This window comes from Mycobacterium sp. Dal123C01, assembly GCF_052566995.1.
In genome coordinates, this window is the sequence record NZ_CP199580.1 from 2,911,659 (window position 1) to 2,927,396 (window position 15,738).

Here is a 15,738-nt window from a genome sequence, read left to right on the forward strand (position 1 = left end):
TATAGATTTCAGCAGGTCCTCAGGAGTTCGTCCAGGGCGCGGCAAGGAGCGTTATGACTCAAGGGGTTGTCCCGGCGCCCGAAGAGCTCGAAGAGCTTGGGAAGCTGAAGGCGCGTTACAGAAGCGGTAGCGATGCCGATTGACGCTGGCGGTGCCACATATCTCGACGTACTGGTGATCGGTGCCGGGTTCTCCGGCCTGTACATGCTGCATCGGCTGCGACAGCTCGGTATCCACACCAGAGTGCTGGAGATGGCCGAAAACGTCGGCGGCACCTGGCTGTTCAACCGTTACCCCGGCGCGCGATGTGACATCGAAAGTATCGAATACTCCTACAGCTTCTCCGAGGAGATTCAGCAGGAGTGGGTCTGGACGGAGTCGATGCCCGCCCAACCCGAAATCGAGGCGTACCTGAATTTCGTCGCCGACCGGTTGGACCTGCGTCGCGATATTGCGTTCCACACCAAGGTCGTCGCGATGGAGTTCGACGAGGACGCCGCGGTGTGGGTGGTGCGAACCGAATCCGGCGAGGCCTTCGTCACCCCGTTCGTCGTCGCGGCATCCGGCATCCTGTCGGTCCCGCTGGAGCCCGATATCCCGGGAATGGCGACGTTCGCCGGAACGTCACTGTTCAGCAGCCGTTGGCCGAAGGAGGGCTTCGACCTCACCGGAAAGCGCGTCGGCGTCATCGGCACCGGCTCCACCGGCGTTCAGCTCATCCCCGTCGTCGCCCAACAAGCCTTGCAGCTCTGCGTGTTTCAGCGTTCACCGGCATACACGTTGCCGTGGCGCGTGCACCGCTTCGAGCCCGGGGAGCTGGACGAGATGAAAACCCGATACGGCGAGATCCGGAAAGCCCAACGGGCCCACCCGATCGGGGCGGCGCGGCTGAGTGCCTTCTCCGTACTGCTGGAGATGCTGAGCAGCCCGCCGCTGAAGTCGGCGTCGCGCGAAGAGCAGGTGCGCGCTGTCGAGGAAAACGGCGTGATGGGCGCGCTCAACTGGAGCGACATCTTCTTCGACATCGAAGCCAATCAGATGGCCGCCAAGCTGTACGGCGAGGCGGTGGCCCGGATCGTCAAGGACCCGCAGACGGCGGCGTCGTTGGTGCCCGTGCATCCCTTCGCGTGCAAGCGACCGATCATCGACCAGGGCTACTACGAGACGTTCAACCGGGACAACGTCACACTCGTCGACCTGCGCAAGGCGCCGATTCGCGAAGTTACGCCGAACGGCATCCGCACCGAAAGCGACGAGTACGGGCTCGACGTGATCGTCTACGCCACCGGGTTCGACGCGATGACCGGTGCGCTCAGCCGCATCGACATCCGCGGCCGGGACGGCATGTCGCTCGGCGACTTCTGGGCCACCGAGGGGCCGATGTCCTACCTCGGGCTGGCGGTCGCCGGCTTCCCGAACCTGTTCACCATCCAGGGCCCGGGCAGCCCGAGCGCCGCCACGAATTTCGTCGCAGCGCTGGAACAACATGTGGAGTGGATCAGCGATTGCATCGCGTACCTGCGCGCCAATGGAATCCGCGCCATCGAGGCGCTTGGTAGCGCGCAGCAGGAATGGATCGACCACGCCACCGCGCTTGTCGCGTCGACGGTGTTAATGCACCCGTCCTGCAATTCCTGGTACAACGGCGGTAACGTGCCCGGCAAGAAGCGGATGTACATGGGCTATACCGGTGGAATCCCCGAATATCGGCGCCGCTGCGATGAAATCGCCGCCGGCGAATACATCGGTTTCAAGCTGACTCAGGCGGTTTAAGGTGAGCGGGATGTCTGGATTTGCGCTGGCGAAACGGTCCTTGGGCCTCTCCAGGGAGCTAGGCCGCGAATTGGGCATGGTGCTGCCGCGCACGGTGGCCGGCCTCAACGAATCGACGGGCTGGGTCCCGGCGTCGCCGCGGGGCGTGCGCCAGTTCGGCGAGGTCATGTTGGACGAACTTGTCCTCAGTGGTTTTTCGTTGCTGGGCGGAAACCTGACCAAAGATGTGCGACCGCTGAGCGCGTGCGCACCGGCGGCCGAGCAGCTGTCGGCGCTGGGCATCGATGGCGCACATGCTGCGCCAAAACCGTTGCAGGTGACATCGATACGGCGCCGGCGAATCGGCAAGCTGGCATACGAGCGGATGACGTTCGAGCATGACCCGCAGCTGCCGGAGACGCTGGCGGCCGAAGGCCTCAGTGGCCCGGCGAGGGCGGTGGTGCATCTGTGCCGCCACCGCGGCGGCCCGAGACCGTGGCTGGTTTGGGTCCACGGTGCCGGTCAGGGCGGCACCGAAGACTTGTTGCTGTCTCGCATCGGTCGCATCCACCACACGCTGGGGTTCAACGTCGCGATGCCGGTGCAGCCGGGCCACGGGTGCCGGCGCCGCGAATGGCCGGCCTATCCGGACATGGATCCACTCGGCAACGTCGCGGGCATGATGCGCGCGGTGTCGGAGGTGCGTGCCGTGGTGCGCTGGGTGCAACCCCAAGCCAGTGCGGTTGTGGTATCGGGGATTTCGATGGGCACCCCGGTTGCTGCGTTGGTTTCGCACCTGGAGCGGCAAATCGACGGTGTTGCGCTGTACACCCCGATTCTGGGGCTCAACGCGATGATCGCGCGGCACCTGTCGCGCTGGGGGCCCGCTCGTGACGACTTCCGGGATCTGCTGGGATCCCCGGTGGTTGCGCAACTGACGTCGGTAATCGATCCGCTGAGCGTCGACCCGGCACCGCCGCCGCAGCACCGGCTCATCGTCGGAGCATGGCACGATCGAATGGCGATGCGCGAACCCACCGAAGCGTTGCAGGAACGCTGGGGCGGTCAGCTGTATTGGTACGACGGCAGCCACGTGGGCCACATTTTCTCCCGCCGCGTGCAGCGAGTTACCGAGCGATTCTTGCGCGGGGTGCCGGCCCGATGACGTCCACTCGGACGGCGCGCGAGGTCGTCGAGCTCTACAACCTCGTGGTGTGGAACAAGCGCGACTTCGCGCTCGCCGAGGAGTTGATCGGCGACACAGTCACCCGGCATGAGGTGGGTGAGTCGCTACTGCTCACGCACGAGGAGGCGGTCAACCGCATCATCGATCACTGGGCCATGTTCAAAACCATCAGATTCGACCTGAACCTGGTGGTTGCCGGTGACGATGGCGAGCACGTTGCCATCGTCTACCAGTCTCCGATGACGCTCAACGATGGCACCAGTGTTGACGTCGGCAGCATGGAGATCTTCCGCGTCGTGGCCGGGAGGATCACCGAAGTCTGGAATTGTGGCTACAAGCAAGGAGTTTGGAGTTGACCAGGACGCTCGACGAATTGGGCTATTACCTGCTCGCCGGGGCCGGTGGTGAGGGACCAGCGACCTTGATGGACGAAGCTCGCCGCGGCGAGGAGCTGGGCTTCGGCACCGCGTTCATCTCCGAGCGCTGGAACGTCAAAGAAGCGTCGTCGCTAGCCGGCGCGGCGTGCGCGGTCACCAGTCGAATGCAGATCGCCACCGCCGCAACCAATCACAACACCCGGCATCCGCTGATCACCGGGTCGTGGGCAACCACGATGCACCGGCTCTCCCGCGGGCGGTTCACGTTGGGCATCGGGCGTGGCATCGCCGCGATCTACGGGGCGTTCGGCATACCCGCGGTGACGACCGCGCAGATGGAGGACTGGGCGCAGGTCATGCGACGGCTGTTCCACGGCGAGCTGATCTTCAACCACGACGGCCCGATGGGCAAATACCCCATCCTGTTTCTCGACCCGGACTTCAACGAAGACATTCGCCTGGCGCTGGTGGCATTTGGGCCCAACACGCTCGCGCTCGGCGGCCGGGCGTTCGATGACGTCATATTGCACACCTACTTCACGCCGGAGACGTTGCAGCGCTGCGTCAAAGCCGTCAAGTCCGCGGCGGAAAAGGCGGGCCGCGATCCCGACAGCGTGCGGGTGTGGTCGTGCTTCGCCACGGTGGGCGACCATCTGCCCGAAGAGCTGCGCCTGAAGAAGACCGTCGCGCGGCTGGCCACCTATCTGCAGGGGTACGGCGACCTGTTGGTGCAGACGAATAACTGGGATCCCGCTGTGCTGGAACGCTTCCGGGCAGACTCGGTAGTGACCTCGGTCGCCGGCGGCATCGATCACAAGGCCACACCCGAGCAGATCGAGCACATCGCGACGCTGATTCCCGACGAGTGGCTGGCGCCCTCGGCCACCGGGTCGTCTCAGCAGTGTGCGGATCGCATCCGCAAGGAATTCGAGTACGGGGCCGACGCGGTGATCATGCACGGCGCGACGCCTGACGAGCTCGAGCCGGTGGTCGCGGCCTACCGGAGCTAGTAGCGCCTCGCGCACATCGGCCCACGGTCTCGAATGTGCGCTGGCGGTTTCGGGTGTGCGCTGGCGGCGGCGTTTCGGCGTTTTCCCCACCCTGGACGCACACTCAGATGCCTTATCGCACACTCGATGGGGCAAGCGGAGCGACTTACGGCATGATGACGGTCCGGCTCACCGGCTCGGCGACGGCCTGCCGGGCCGACAGACCCCGAAGCAGGGAAGCCAGCAAGGCGTCGCGCGTCTCGCGCGGATCGATGAGCTCGTCGAATCCCATGTGCTCGGCCGATCGATACGACGCTTCCAACTCAGCGTTGCGCAGCTTCTCGGCCAGGTCCTCGCCGGCGTGCGTAGCCCGGCCGAGCGCTGCCGCGCTCATCGCGCCCATCGTCGCGCCCGGGTAGGCGAAGGTCGCGGTCTGGTGGTCGAAACCCAGCAGCGACATGACCATCGAGCCGAACCCGTACGCCTTGCGCAACGTGACGTGCAGCTTCACCGTGGTGGCCGCGGTCTGGGCGGCGAACATTCGCGCGCCGGCGCGCAATACCCCGCTGCGTTCGGAGCGGCTGCCGGGCAGCATGCCGGGATTGTCCGCAAAGAAGATCAGTGGCAGGTGGAATGAGTCGGCGACCATGATGAAGTGCGCCGCCTTGTCCGCGGCGTCGGCGTCAATGGAGCCGGCGATCACGTTGGGCTGATTCGCGACGACCGCGACCGGATGGCCGCCGAGATGGGCCAGCGCGCAGATGATCGCTCTGCCGTACTGCGGCTGGACTTCGAACCAGTCCGGCCGGTCGAAGACCACATCGAGCACGGCACGCATGTCGTAGACGCGGCGGTTATCGCGCGAGACGATGTCGAGCAGTTCGGGTGTCGGCCGTGGCTCGCTGTCTGCCCCCGCTTCAGAGGCGGGCATCGGCGACGGGTACGACCATGCGCTGGGCGGAAAGTAGGACAGGTAGCGGCGAATGTCGGCGATCACGGCTTCGTCGTCCTCGGCGACGTTGTGGATGACTCCGCTGGGCAGCGCGGTGCCGGGTCCGCCGAGGTCCTCTTTCGAAATGTCTTCTCCGGTGGATTCTTTGACGACGGGGGGACCAGCCGTGAAGATCGCTCCTTGGGAGCTCATGATCCGGAAGTCGCATACCGGGGCAACCAGCGCACCGTGTCCGGCCGAAGGGCCGAGCACGGCGGCGACGGTCGGCACGCGGCCCGAGCACTGCGCCTGGGCGAGCAGGTCGGTGGGGGTGCGCCCGTAGTGTCCGCCGGTGGGACGAAAGCCGGCACCTTCGAGCAGCATCACCAGCGGAACTTTGTCGCGCAGCGCCAGCTCGGCGATGCGGTATCGCTTGGAGTTGCCGCCGGGTCCGATGCTGCCGGCCATCGTGGTGAAGTCCTCGGCGCCCAGCATGACCGGCGAGCCGTTGATCGAGCCGGACCCGACGACCAGCGCGTCGGCCGCGATGTCACCGCCGACTAGCGTGCCGATTTCGCGGAAGGTGCCCGGGTCGAGCAGCCGCTCGACGCGCGCGCGGGCATCGAGCTTCCCCTTGCCCCGGTGTTTGTCGAGCCGCTCGGGCCCGCCCATGCCCCACGCGTGCTGACGGCGGCGGTCGAGATCCTCGAGCGTCCCGTCCCAATCCTGGGCTTTCGTCATGCGTCAGTCCTACCTCGTGCGGATGCGATCGCGCGCGCCTAGTCCGATGGTGTCGACCCGCTGCGCCCGGCTACGCCGCGCTTGCGATCGCCACTAGATGAGCAGGGTCACATACTGGATTGCTTACTGTAAAGTCACCCGCATGGGTAACAGGCCCCGCCTGAAGATCGACGGCGGCATCCCCAATCGACTCGAACGAGTGGTTGAAGCGGTCGGCAACCTGGAACAACAGGGGTATGACGGGGGCTGGACGGCCGAAACCAGTCATGACCCGTTTCTGCCGCTGCTGCTGGCCGCCGAGCACACGTCGCGACTTGGGCTGGGCACCAACATCGCGGTGGCGTTCGCGCGCAATCCGATGACCGTCGCCAACGTCGCCTGGGACTTGCAGGCGTACTCGAAGGGCCGCTTCATTCTCGGCCTGGGCACCCAGATCCAGCCCCACATCGAGAAGCGATTCAGCATGCCGTGGAGTCATCCGGCGCGACGGATGCGCGAATTCGTCTCCGCGTTGCACGCCATCTGGTCCACCTGGACCGACGGCACCAGGCTGAGCTTCGAGGGCGATTTCTACACGCACAAGATCATGACGCCGATGTTCACCCCGGAGCCGCACCCCTACTCGGTGCCGAAGGTGTTCGTCGCTGCCGTCGGTGAAGTGATGACCGAGATGTGTGGCGAGGTCGCCGACGGCCACCTCGGCCACCCGATGGTCTCGAAGCGCTACCTCGACGAGGTCACGATGCCCGCGCTGCTGCGCGGTATGGGTACCAGCGGCCGCGACCGCGCCGACTTCGAGGTGTCGTGCGAGGTGATGGTCGCGACCGGCGAGAACGACGACGAGGTGGCGGCGGCAGCGACCGCCACGCGCAAGCAGATCGCCTTCTACGGATCCACGCCTGCTTACCGCAAAGTGCTTGAGCTGCACGGCTGGGGCGACCTGCACACCGAGCTGAACCGGCTGTCCAAGCAGGGTGAATGGGACGCGATGGGATCGCTGATCGACGACGAGATGCTCGCGGCTTTCGCGGTCGTCGGTCCCGTCGACCAAGTCGGTGCCGCCCTGAAGGACCGCTGCGACGGCGTGGTCGACCGCGTGCTGCCGATATTTTTCGATGCTTCCCCTGCCTGTATTGCCGTCGCAATGAAGGAGTTTCGCCAGTGAGCACAACGACGATGGATGACGCCGGAAAGTTGTTGGCAGATCCGTTGGCGTACACCGACGAGAAACGGCTGCATGCGGCGCTGTCTCAGCTGCGCGCCAGCGCACCGGTGTCGTGGGTCGATGTGCCCGACTACCGGCCGTTCTGGGCGATCACCAAACACGCCGACATCATGGACATCGAGCGCGAGAACATGCAGTTCAGCAATTGGCCGCGCCCGGTCCTTACCACCACCGAGGGCGATGAGCTGCAGGCCAACGCGGGCGTTCGCACGTTGATCCACATGGACGACCCGCAACACCGGGTGGTGCGTGCGATCGGCTCGGATTGGTTTCGCCCAAAGGCAATGCGCGCGTTGAAGGTTCGCGTGGACGAACTCGCCAAGATCTACGTCGACAAGATGATGGCCGTCGGGCCCGAATGCGATTTCGTCCAGCAGGTCGCGGTCAACTACCCGCTCTTCGTGATCATGTCCTTGCTGGGCATCCCGGAGGCCGACTTCGCCCGGATGCTCAAGCTCACCCAGGAGTTATTCGGCAGCGAAGACAGCGAGTTCAAGCGTGGCGCCGGCACCGAGGATCAGCTGCCCGCGTTGTTCGACATGTTCCAGTACTTCAACGACGTGACGGCCTCGCGCCGTGAGCATCCGACCGAGGATCTGGCGTCGGCGATCGCCAACGCCCGCGTCGATGGGGAACCGTTGTCGGATATCGACACCGTGTCCTACTACCTCATCGTCGCCACCGCGGGTCACGACACGACGAGCGCGACCATCTCCGGGGGCCTGCAGGCACTGATCGAAAATCCCGACCAGCGTGAGCGGCTGTGTGACAATCTCGACTTGATGCCATTGGCCACCGAAGAGATGATCCGCTGGGTCACCCCGGTCAAAGAGTTCATGCGGACCGCCACCCAGGACACCACTATCCGCGGAATACCCATTGCCGCGGGCGATTCCGTGCTGCTGTCATACGTGTCGGGCAATCGCGACGAGGATGTCTTCGACGACCCGTTCCGCTTTGACGTAGGGCGTGACCCCAACAAACATCTGGCCTTCGGCTATGGCGTGCACTTCTGTATGGGCGCGGCCCTGGCCCGCATGGAGGTCAACAGCTTCTTCTCCGAGCTGCTGCCCAGGCTCAAATCTATTGAGCTGACTGGCGATCCGGAATTGGTTGCTACGACGTTCGTCGGCGGCCTCAAGCACCTGCCGGTCCGGTACTCGCTGGTCTGAGTGGGGCCCGCTAGGGCGTGAGGACCACCGAACCAATGGTCTTGCGCGCTTGAAGATCTCGATGCGCATCGCCCGCTTCCCGCAGTGGATAGTGGGCGCTTACCGTGATTGTGATGCCGCCGGCGGCGATTGCGTCGAACAATTCTCCTGTTCGCCAAGCAAACTCGTCGCGAGTGCGTACGAAGTGGGCCCGCGACGGCCGAGTGAGGTAGACCGAGCCTGCCGCGTTCAGTCGCTGGGGGTCGACCGGAGGAACGGGTCCGCTGGCGGCGCCGAACAGTGCCAGCGTGCCCCGGACGGCCAGGCTGGCCAGACTGGCGTCGAAGGTAGACCTGCCGACGCCGTCGTACACGGCAGCCACTCCACTACCGTCGGTTAGCTCACGGACTTTCGCGCCGAATCGCTGTGCGTCATCGGGATAGTCGAGCACCTCGACCGCGCCGGCCCGCCGCGAGAGCTCGGCTTTGGCCGGGGTGGACGCCGTCGTGATCACGCGGGCACCCAAGCTCGTCGCCCACTGGGTCAGGATCAGGCCGACCCCGCCCGCACCGGCGTGCACCAGCACCGTCTCACCGGCCTGCACGGGGTACACCGACTTGACCAGCAAGTGCGCGGTCATGCCCTTCAGCAATGCCGCGGCGGCGACATCGAAGGCGATATTGTCGGGCAACGATGCGACGAGATCTGCTGGCGCAACGCAGTATTCGGCGTAGGCACCGACAGCGTCGGCGGTCGCAACCCGGTCGCCCACCCGCAATCCGGTTACTCCGGCGCCCGTTGCTGCGACGGTTCCGGCCACTTCCGCGCCGAGCACGAACGGCAGATCGTGCGGATACAGGCCCGACCGGAAGTAGGTGTCGATGAAGTTGACGCCGATCGCCTCGGCTGTGATCAACACCTCACCGGCAGCGGGTGCGGGTTGTGAGATCTCAACGTAGGACAAGACTTCCGGGCCGCCGAGTTCGCTGACTTCGATTCCATGCATGGCCACAGTGTGCGTCACCGGCATGAGCCTATCGACGCCGTTGTGCTTCGGCACACCGGGCCCCGCCCAACGCTGTGCACGATTACATCGACATCGCCGAACCCATGGGTGACACTGAAACGCGGCGCATCGCGGTGACGCCCATCACCGCTTGTGGACAGAAAGTTGGAAAGCTCTCATGGCAAAAGGCAAAACAGTCCACGAAGTTACCTACGACCTGCTTCGTGAGTTGGGTTTGACGACGGTGTTCGGTAACCCTGGTTCCACGGAGCAAACGTTCCTGAAAGATTTTCCCGACGATTTCACCTATGTCCTTGGGCTGCAGGAAGCCTCGGTGCTGGCCATGGCCGACGGATTCGCGCAATCCACCGGCAAACCCGCGTTGGTCAACGTGCACACCAGCGCCGGAACCGGCAACGCGATGGGCAGCCTGATAGCGGCGTATCGGGGCAATACCCCACTCATCGTCACGGCCGGTCAGCAGACCCGGGAGATGGTCTTGTGCGAACCGTATTTGACCAACCCCAATGAAACCCTGCTCCCGCTGCCCTGGGTGAAGTGGGCGTACGAACCCAAGCGCGCCGAGGATGTACCGGCGGCGTTCATGCGCGCCTACACCGTGGCTTTGCAGCCACCGGCGGGTCCGGTGTATCTGTCGATACCGCTTGATGATTGGGAAAAGCCGGCCCTGGGGCCCGCGGTGGTAAGAACCGTCAGCCATCGGGTAGCACCCGACCCCGAGCGGCTGCGCGCCTTCGCCGAACGAATCAACCGCGCGCAGCGGCCCCTGCTGGTCTTCGGTCCCGAGGTCGACCGCAGTGGCGGCTGGGACGCCGGGGTGGCGTTCGCGGAGAAGGTCGGTGCGCCGGTGCGTGGCGGCCCGCTGCCCGACCGTGCCTCGTTTCCGGAGAACCACCCGCTGTATGGGGGCATGCTGCCGTTGACCATCGCGGGTGTGGCCGAGGTGCTGCGCGGTCACGACCTGGTGGTGGTGATCGGAGCGCAGGTCTTCCGGTACTACCCGTATGTGGCCGGTGAGTACCTGCCCGAGGGCAGCGAACTGCTGCAGATCACCGCCGATCCTGCGCTGGCCGGAGCCGCGTCGGTCGGCGACAGCCTGATCAGCGATACCCGGCTGGCCCTCGAGCAGCTGGTGGAGCTGATCAACGACCGCGGTACCGGGAAGGCCCCAGCTGCGCCGGCCGCGAAGATCGAGATAGTCGACGCCTCGTCGTCGCCACTGACCCCGGATGCGGTGTGGTCCACGTTGGCCACCGTCAAGCCCGCCGACTCCCCGGTAGTCACGGAGTCGACGTCGACGATGGCTCAGCAGCTGCGCTGGCTGCCCACCACCCGCCCGGGTTCGTTCTTCGCCACCGCCAGCGGTGGGATCGGCTGGGGTGTGCCGGGGGCGGTGGGCGTGGCACTGGGCGATCGCGCCCGCGGGGTCAAGCGGACCGTGGTCGCCACCATCGGCGACGGGTCGTTCCAATACTCGGTTCAGGCGATATGGACAGCCGCCCAGCACCGGCTGCCCATCGTGTTCGTGGTGATGCGCAACGAGGAGTACTCGATCCTCAAATCGTTCGCCCTGCTGGAGAAAACCCCGAATGTGCCCGGGCTCGATCTTCCGGGGCTTGACATTGCCTCGTTGGCAACGGGTTTCGGCTGTCGAGCGGTCAATGTCGATACCACCGAAAAGCTCGCCGAAGAGTTCACCACGGCGCTGACGGCCGACGGGCCCACGGTCATCGTGGTGCGGACCAAACCGCAGCTGGCCCATCTGGGCTGATCCGGTTCGAACACCCGCGGTGCGCCCCCGCGTGACGGGAAGGCGCCGCGCTTCTACGTTTAGTGGCATGAGCGCGGAACAGACAGCCGAGCAGGTATCGCTAATCGGTGCCGAGTTGATCCGGCGAACGGAACAACTCGGTGCCGCGGTCGCCTCGGCGATCCGCGTCGACATCGACTTCTATCGGGACGCCGAGGTCGTCAGTCAGGATCAACTTGTCGAAAGCTGCACCGACAATGTGCGTTTCATCTTCGGCGGATTGGCCGGGCCCCAGACTTTCGACACCACGCCGGCCGCCCTCACCGGCGAGTCCCGCGCCCAGAGCAGGGTCCCGCTGCACGTGGTGATGTCGGCTTACCGCATCGGCTCGCACCTCATTTGGCAAGCGCTGCTGGACATCGTGGAGGCGCACGGCGATATCGCTCAGCAGGCGTTGCTCACCGTGACCGAGCGGATCTGGGAGGCGCAGGATGTCTACACCGAGGCGATGACGACCGGCTACCGGCGGCGAGCGACGCAGCAGGCGGTCCACGACGAGGCCGAACGGGCGGCACTCACCGAGGCCTTGTTCTCCGGCACCGCATCGACAAGCCACAGCCCGTGGGAGATCGCCGACCTGCTGGGGCTTCCGACTCGGGGTCCCTACGTCGTCGTCGCCGCGCGGACACCCGAGCTGGGCAAGCACGCGCTGCCCGGCATCGTCGACATCCTGCGTAGCACCGACATCTATTCGGCCTGGCGACTGCTGCCCGAGCTGCAAATCGGCATCGTCCACTTGCCCTCGGACGCCGCCCGAGCGAGCCTGATCGCGACCCTGCGACGGATGAGCAGCCACGGCATCGGAGTCAGTCCGCAGTTCGATGCGCTGGTCGAGATCGGGACCGCGCTTCGCTACGCCCGGATCGCGGTCACCGGGTCAAACCAGAGCGAGCCGGTCGTGGAGTTCGAGGACAGCGTCCTGGGCATCGCCGCGGTGACCGCTCCGGACGTCAACCTGCGACTGGCCGACGCGGTGCTGGGCGGGCTGGCCGGCGTCGCCGATAGCGACCTGCTCTACCGGACATTTCGCGTGTGGGTGGCGCATAGCGGCTCGATACCCGAGGCCGCGGCGGAATTGTTCTGTCATCCCAACACCGTTCGCCACCGGCTCCGCCGGATCGAGGAATGCACCGGGCGATCGATCAACGTCCCCCTCGAGCTTGCCGAGTTGTGCTTGGCCTTCGAGATCGATTCCAAGCTGCGCTGAATGCGCGCGCCATCTTGCAGCCGCAGTGGCAGAAGAACCTTTCGATACTCGCTGGTATCTAATCGATACTGGGGAGTATGCTGCTGGGCATGTCACCCGTCAAGCCGGATCGAACCCGCCCTACCCGCGGCGAGGTACGCGACCGGATCTTGGATGCGGCCTCGAAAGTGTTCGCCGCCGAAGGGTTCGCCGGTGCCACCATCGATGCGATCGGCCAGGCCGCTGGCTTCACGAAGGGTGCGGTCTACTCGAACTTCGAGTCCAAGGACGAACTGTTCCTAGCCCTGCTCGACCGCGAGTTCGAGCTGCGCGGCGAGCAGATCGCCACAGTGTTGGACAGCAGCGGCGGTGACACCAGGGTGGCCGCAAACGAGTTGAGCCGTTCGGTGCTCGACTCGGTGCGTGACCATTCCGACTATTACGTCCTGTTGGTTGAGTACTGGCTGCGTGCACAGCGCGATCCGCAGCTTCGCGAGGGATTGATCGAACGCCGTCGCGCCGCCGCCGAGCAAGCACTTCACCTCGTCAAATTGACCGACACCATGCCCTCCGATCGGCGGCTGGCCGACCTCGCCCAGCTCGTCGTCACTCTTAATTTGGGCGTCGCGATGGAAGAAGTCTTGCGCCCCGGAACCATAAACCCTGACCTGCTTACGCAATTGATCACCGCACTGCTGGAATCGGTTCCGGATTCCGGCGATTAGGGAGAGCGCCCACATGGATAGCACAGACGAGTCGGACGCTAGTGCGCCGGTGATCGTCGCCGCCGGATTAGGGGTGAGCGGCGAGCACGGACCATTGTTCTCGGGTGTCGATCTCGAGCTCACGCCGGGTTTTCACGCGATTCAGATGCCCGGCGGACCGGGGCAGACCACGCTGCTGTTGACCCTCGCGGGGCGTTTCAAGGCCACCCACGGCTCGCTGACCGTGCTCGGCGAAACGACGCCGCACGCGATTCGCCGACACTGCTCGATCGCGGCCTTCGACGACATCGATGACCTGGAGGAGTCGGTGACCGTGGAGACCGTGCTCGCTGAGCAACGCCGGTGGTTGGCGCCGTGGTATTCACTGGTGCCGCTGCAAGCCGGTCAGGCCGAGCTGACAGAGGTCTTCGGCGAGACACCGCCGCCGCTCTCCGGTGCCTACATCGTCGAATTGTCGGACCTGGAGCTGTTTTTGCTGCGCATCACGCTGGCCATGCTGTCGAACCGACCGATCCTGGTGGTCGGCGATCTCGAGCAGGTTCGTGACAGTTCCCGGCGAGCGATCGCGGTCGAGCGGCTCGGCGCGATCGCGAAGGAGCGCACTGTCGTCGTCGGTGTCACCAACCCGCTCGGCACGGACGCGCCCGACCACGAACTTCACGATCACCGCATCCTGACCGAAGGGGATTGACGATGCTAGCTGGACTCGCATTCGGCTCGGAGATAAAGCGTTTCGGTCGCAACCGATTGACGCGCGTGGCCATCGTTGTGTTGATGCTGCTCCCGTTGGTGTATGGGGCGCTGTACCTGTGGGCGTTCTGGGATCCCTTCGGCCACACCAACAAAATGCCGGTGGCACTGGTCAACTTGGACCGTGGTGCCATCGTATCCGGGGAGCAGTTCAACGCCGGCGCAGAGATCGCCAAGAGCCTGACCGCGGACGGCGGCTTGGACTGGCACGTCGTGGACTTGTCGGAAGCGCGTCACGGGGTCGACCACGGCAAGTACTACTTCATGGTCGAATTGCCGCCCGACTTCAGCGCGGCGATCGCATCGCCGGTGACCGGGCAACCCAAGAAGGCCAGCCTTATCGCCTTCTACAACGACGCCAACAACTACATCTCGACGAGTATCGGTCGCACCGCCATCAGCCAGGTGCTCAACGCCGTCTCCACCCGGATCTCCGGAGAGGCGGTCAATCACATGCTTTCGGTGGTGGTTTCGTCTGGAGCGGGGATCAAGCAGGCTGCCGACGGGGCGGCTCGGCTCGATGACGGCGCCGGTCAGCTGGTGGCTGGTCTTGACACCGCCCGGTCCGGTTCGGCCAGGCTTGCTGCCGGTGCCCGGCAACTCTCGGACGGGATCAACCAGGCCACCGACCCCCTGATCGCGATAACCAACGCACTGTCGCAGATCAGCGGCAATACGCAGCAACTGCAACAGGGTGCGAGCGCACTACAGCAGGCCAACGATCAGATCGGTACCATCGCCACGGCGCAGGATGCCGCCGCAAACTCGCTCTCATCGGTGATTGATCAGCTCTCCGCGGGCCCGGATCCGGCAGTCGCAAATACCCTGCGCGGCATCCAGGACCAGCTCCGGCAGCACCAGTTCACCCCCCAGATTCGGCAGCGCCTCACTGACGCACAAAACGCCGCGATCGCGATGACCTCCGCCCTGCGCACACCCGGCAGCCCGCTGGGATCGGCCCTGGACCAAGTCGGCAATAGGGGACAGGAGCTGACGAGTAAGCTCACCCAACTCCGCGACGGAGCGCAGCAGCTCGCCTCTGGTAGCGCCGAATTAGCCGGCGGTATAGCGAAACTCGACGACGGAGCGCAGCAACTCAAGGTGGGATCGGCCGAGCTGGCGACCAAACTTGCCGACGGGGCCAAGCAGCTACCCAACTGGACAACCCAGCAAAAGGACGCGGTCGCGGCCACTATCGGTGGCCCGGTGCAACTCGAAGCCTCGCATGAGAACGCCGCGCCTAACTTCGGCACCGGCATGGCTCCGTTCTTCCTGACGCTGGCCTTGTTCTTCGGCGCTTTGGTGCTGTGGATGGTGTTGCGGCCCTTGCAGAGCCGCGCGATCGCCGCGGAGGTGCTCGCGGTCCGCGTGGTGCTCGCCAGCTATCTGCCGGCGGCTGCGATCGCGCTTTTCCAGGCAATCATTCTCTACTGCGTGGTCCGATTCGCCCTCGGTATGCACGCGGTGCACCCGGTGGCAATGCTGGGGTTCATGGTCCTTATTTCCGGTGCATTCGTGGCCGCGACGCAGGCGATCAACGCGGTTGTCGGTCCAGCGGTGGGCCGCGTGTTGATCATGGCCCTGCTTATGCTGCAGCTCGTCAGCGCCGGCGGTATGTACCCCGTGGAGACCACCTCACGGCCCTTCCAGATCTTGCATCGCTTCGACCCGATGACCTACGGCGTCAACGGACTCCGACAGCTCATACTCGGCGGCATTGACGCCCGGCTCTGGCAATCGATTGTCGTGCTGGTTGTGATAACGGCTGTTGCACTGGCGATTTCATCCCTGTCCGCACGACGAGACCGAACTTGGAATGTCAGCAGGCTAATCCCGGCGATCAAGATATAGGCAAAGGTCTGCGCAGAGATTCTGCAATCGAGAGGAA

At 65.0% G+C, this 15,738-nt stretch carries 13 protein-coding genes; 11 read left to right on the forward strand and 2 right to left on the reverse strand.

Translation table 11 applies throughout. From position 1 onward, the window contains the following. The first annotated feature begins 132 nt into the window (after positions 1 to 132). The 4 genes from ACTXG5_RS13935 to ACTXG5_RS13950 are packed head-to-tail and all read left to right on the forward strand — an operon-like array spanning position 133 to position 4,325. Positions 133 to 1,773: a flavin-containing monooxygenase gene (locus ACTXG5_RS13935; RefSeq protein ID WP_445164186.1), complete on the forward strand. Its 1,641-nt coding sequence runs from the start codon at positions 133 to 135 to the stop codon at positions 1,771 to 1,773. A 10-nt stretch (positions 1,774 to 1,783) separates the two neighbouring features. After that, positions 1,784 to 2,917: an alpha/beta hydrolase gene (locus tag ACTXG5_RS13940; RefSeq protein WP_445164187.1), complete on the forward strand. Its 1,134-nt coding sequence runs from the start codon at positions 1,784 to 1,786 to the stop codon at positions 2,915 to 2,917. Next, complete coding sequence (locus ACTXG5_RS13945; RefSeq protein WP_445164188.1) at positions 2,914 to 3,294, forward strand: nuclear transport factor 2 family protein; 381 nt, start codon at positions 2,914 to 2,916, stop codon at positions 3,292 to 3,294. The genes ACTXG5_RS13940 and ACTXG5_RS13945 overlap by 4 nt, the downstream gene beginning before the upstream one ends. Further along, complete coding sequence (locus ACTXG5_RS13950) at positions 3,258 to 4,325, forward strand: TIGR03857 family LLM class F420-dependent oxidoreductase (protein WP_445164414.1); 1,068 nt, start codon at positions 3,258 to 3,260, stop codon at positions 4,323 to 4,325. The genes ACTXG5_RS13945 and ACTXG5_RS13950 overlap by 37 nt, the downstream gene beginning before the upstream one ends. Before the next feature lie 145 nt (positions 4,326 to 4,470). On the opposite strand, the gene ACTXG5_RS13955 is transcribed toward ACTXG5_RS13950, so the two are convergent. Continuing rightward, positions 4,471 to 5,976 carry an acyl-CoA carboxylase subunit beta gene (locus ACTXG5_RS13955; protein WP_445164189.1) on the reverse strand — a complete coding sequence of 502 codons (1,506 nt, stop codon included), beginning with the start codon at positions 5,974 to 5,976 and terminating at the stop codon, positions 4,471 to 4,473. 142 nt (positions 5,977 to 6,118) lie between these two features. Between ACTXG5_RS13955 and ACTXG5_RS13960 the strand changes: the two genes are divergently transcribed. Beyond that, the gene (locus tag ACTXG5_RS13960; protein ID WP_445164190.1) at positions 6,119 to 7,141 is read left to right on the forward strand and encodes an LLM class F420-dependent oxidoreductase; all 1,023 of its coding nucleotides are present in this window, start codon (positions 6,119 to 6,121) and stop codon (positions 7,139 to 7,141) included. An 11-nt stretch (positions 7,142 to 7,152) separates the two neighbouring features. Further along, the gene (locus ACTXG5_RS13965) at positions 7,153 to 8,373 is read left to right on the forward strand and encodes a cytochrome P450 (RefSeq protein ID WP_445164415.1); all 1,221 of its coding nucleotides are present in this window, start codon (positions 7,153 to 7,155) and stop codon (positions 8,371 to 8,373) included. A gap of 10 nt (positions 8,374 to 8,383) precedes the next feature. Here the strand turns inward: ACTXG5_RS13965 and ACTXG5_RS13970 are convergent, their stop codons facing one another. Beyond that, complete coding sequence (locus tag ACTXG5_RS13970; RefSeq protein ID WP_445164416.1) at positions 8,384 to 9,358, reverse strand: quinone oxidoreductase family protein; 975 nt, start codon at positions 9,356 to 9,358, stop codon at positions 8,384 to 8,386. Between the two features lie 178 nt (positions 9,359 to 9,536). On the opposite strand from ACTXG5_RS13970, the gene mdlC reads away from it, so the two are divergent. The 5 genes from mdlC to ACTXG5_RS13995 all read left to right on the forward strand — a co-directional run bounded on the left by mdlC (position 9,537) and on the right by ACTXG5_RS13995 (position 15,701). Continuing rightward, on the forward strand, positions 9,537 to 11,150 hold the full coding sequence (gene mdlC / locus ACTXG5_RS13975; RefSeq protein WP_445164191.1) for a benzoylformate decarboxylase: 1,614 nt from the start codon (positions 9,537 to 9,539) through the stop codon (positions 11,148 to 11,150). A 67-nt stretch (positions 11,151 to 11,217) separates the two neighbouring features. After that, on the forward strand, positions 11,218 to 12,396 hold the full coding sequence (locus ACTXG5_RS13980; protein WP_445164192.1) for a PucR family transcriptional regulator: 1,179 nt from the start codon (positions 11,218 to 11,220) through the stop codon (positions 12,394 to 12,396). Between the two features lie 77 nt (positions 12,397 to 12,473). Then, positions 12,474 to 13,100, forward strand: a complete 627-nt coding sequence (locus ACTXG5_RS13985) for a TetR/AcrR family transcriptional regulator (protein WP_445164193.1) — start codon at positions 12,474 to 12,476, stop codon at positions 13,098 to 13,100. A 13-nt stretch (positions 13,101 to 13,113) separates the two neighbouring features. Then, a complete protein-coding gene (locus ACTXG5_RS13990) occupies positions 13,114 to 13,791 on the forward strand; it encodes a hypothetical protein (protein ID WP_445164194.1) in 678 nt (225 codons plus the stop codon). Between the two features lie 2 nt (positions 13,792 to 13,793). After that, positions 13,794 to 15,701, forward strand: a complete 1,908-nt coding sequence (locus ACTXG5_RS13995) for a YhgE/Pip family protein (RefSeq protein ID WP_445164195.1) — start codon at positions 13,794 to 13,796, stop codon at positions 15,699 to 15,701. Positions 15,702 to 15,738 lie beyond the last annotated feature (37 nt).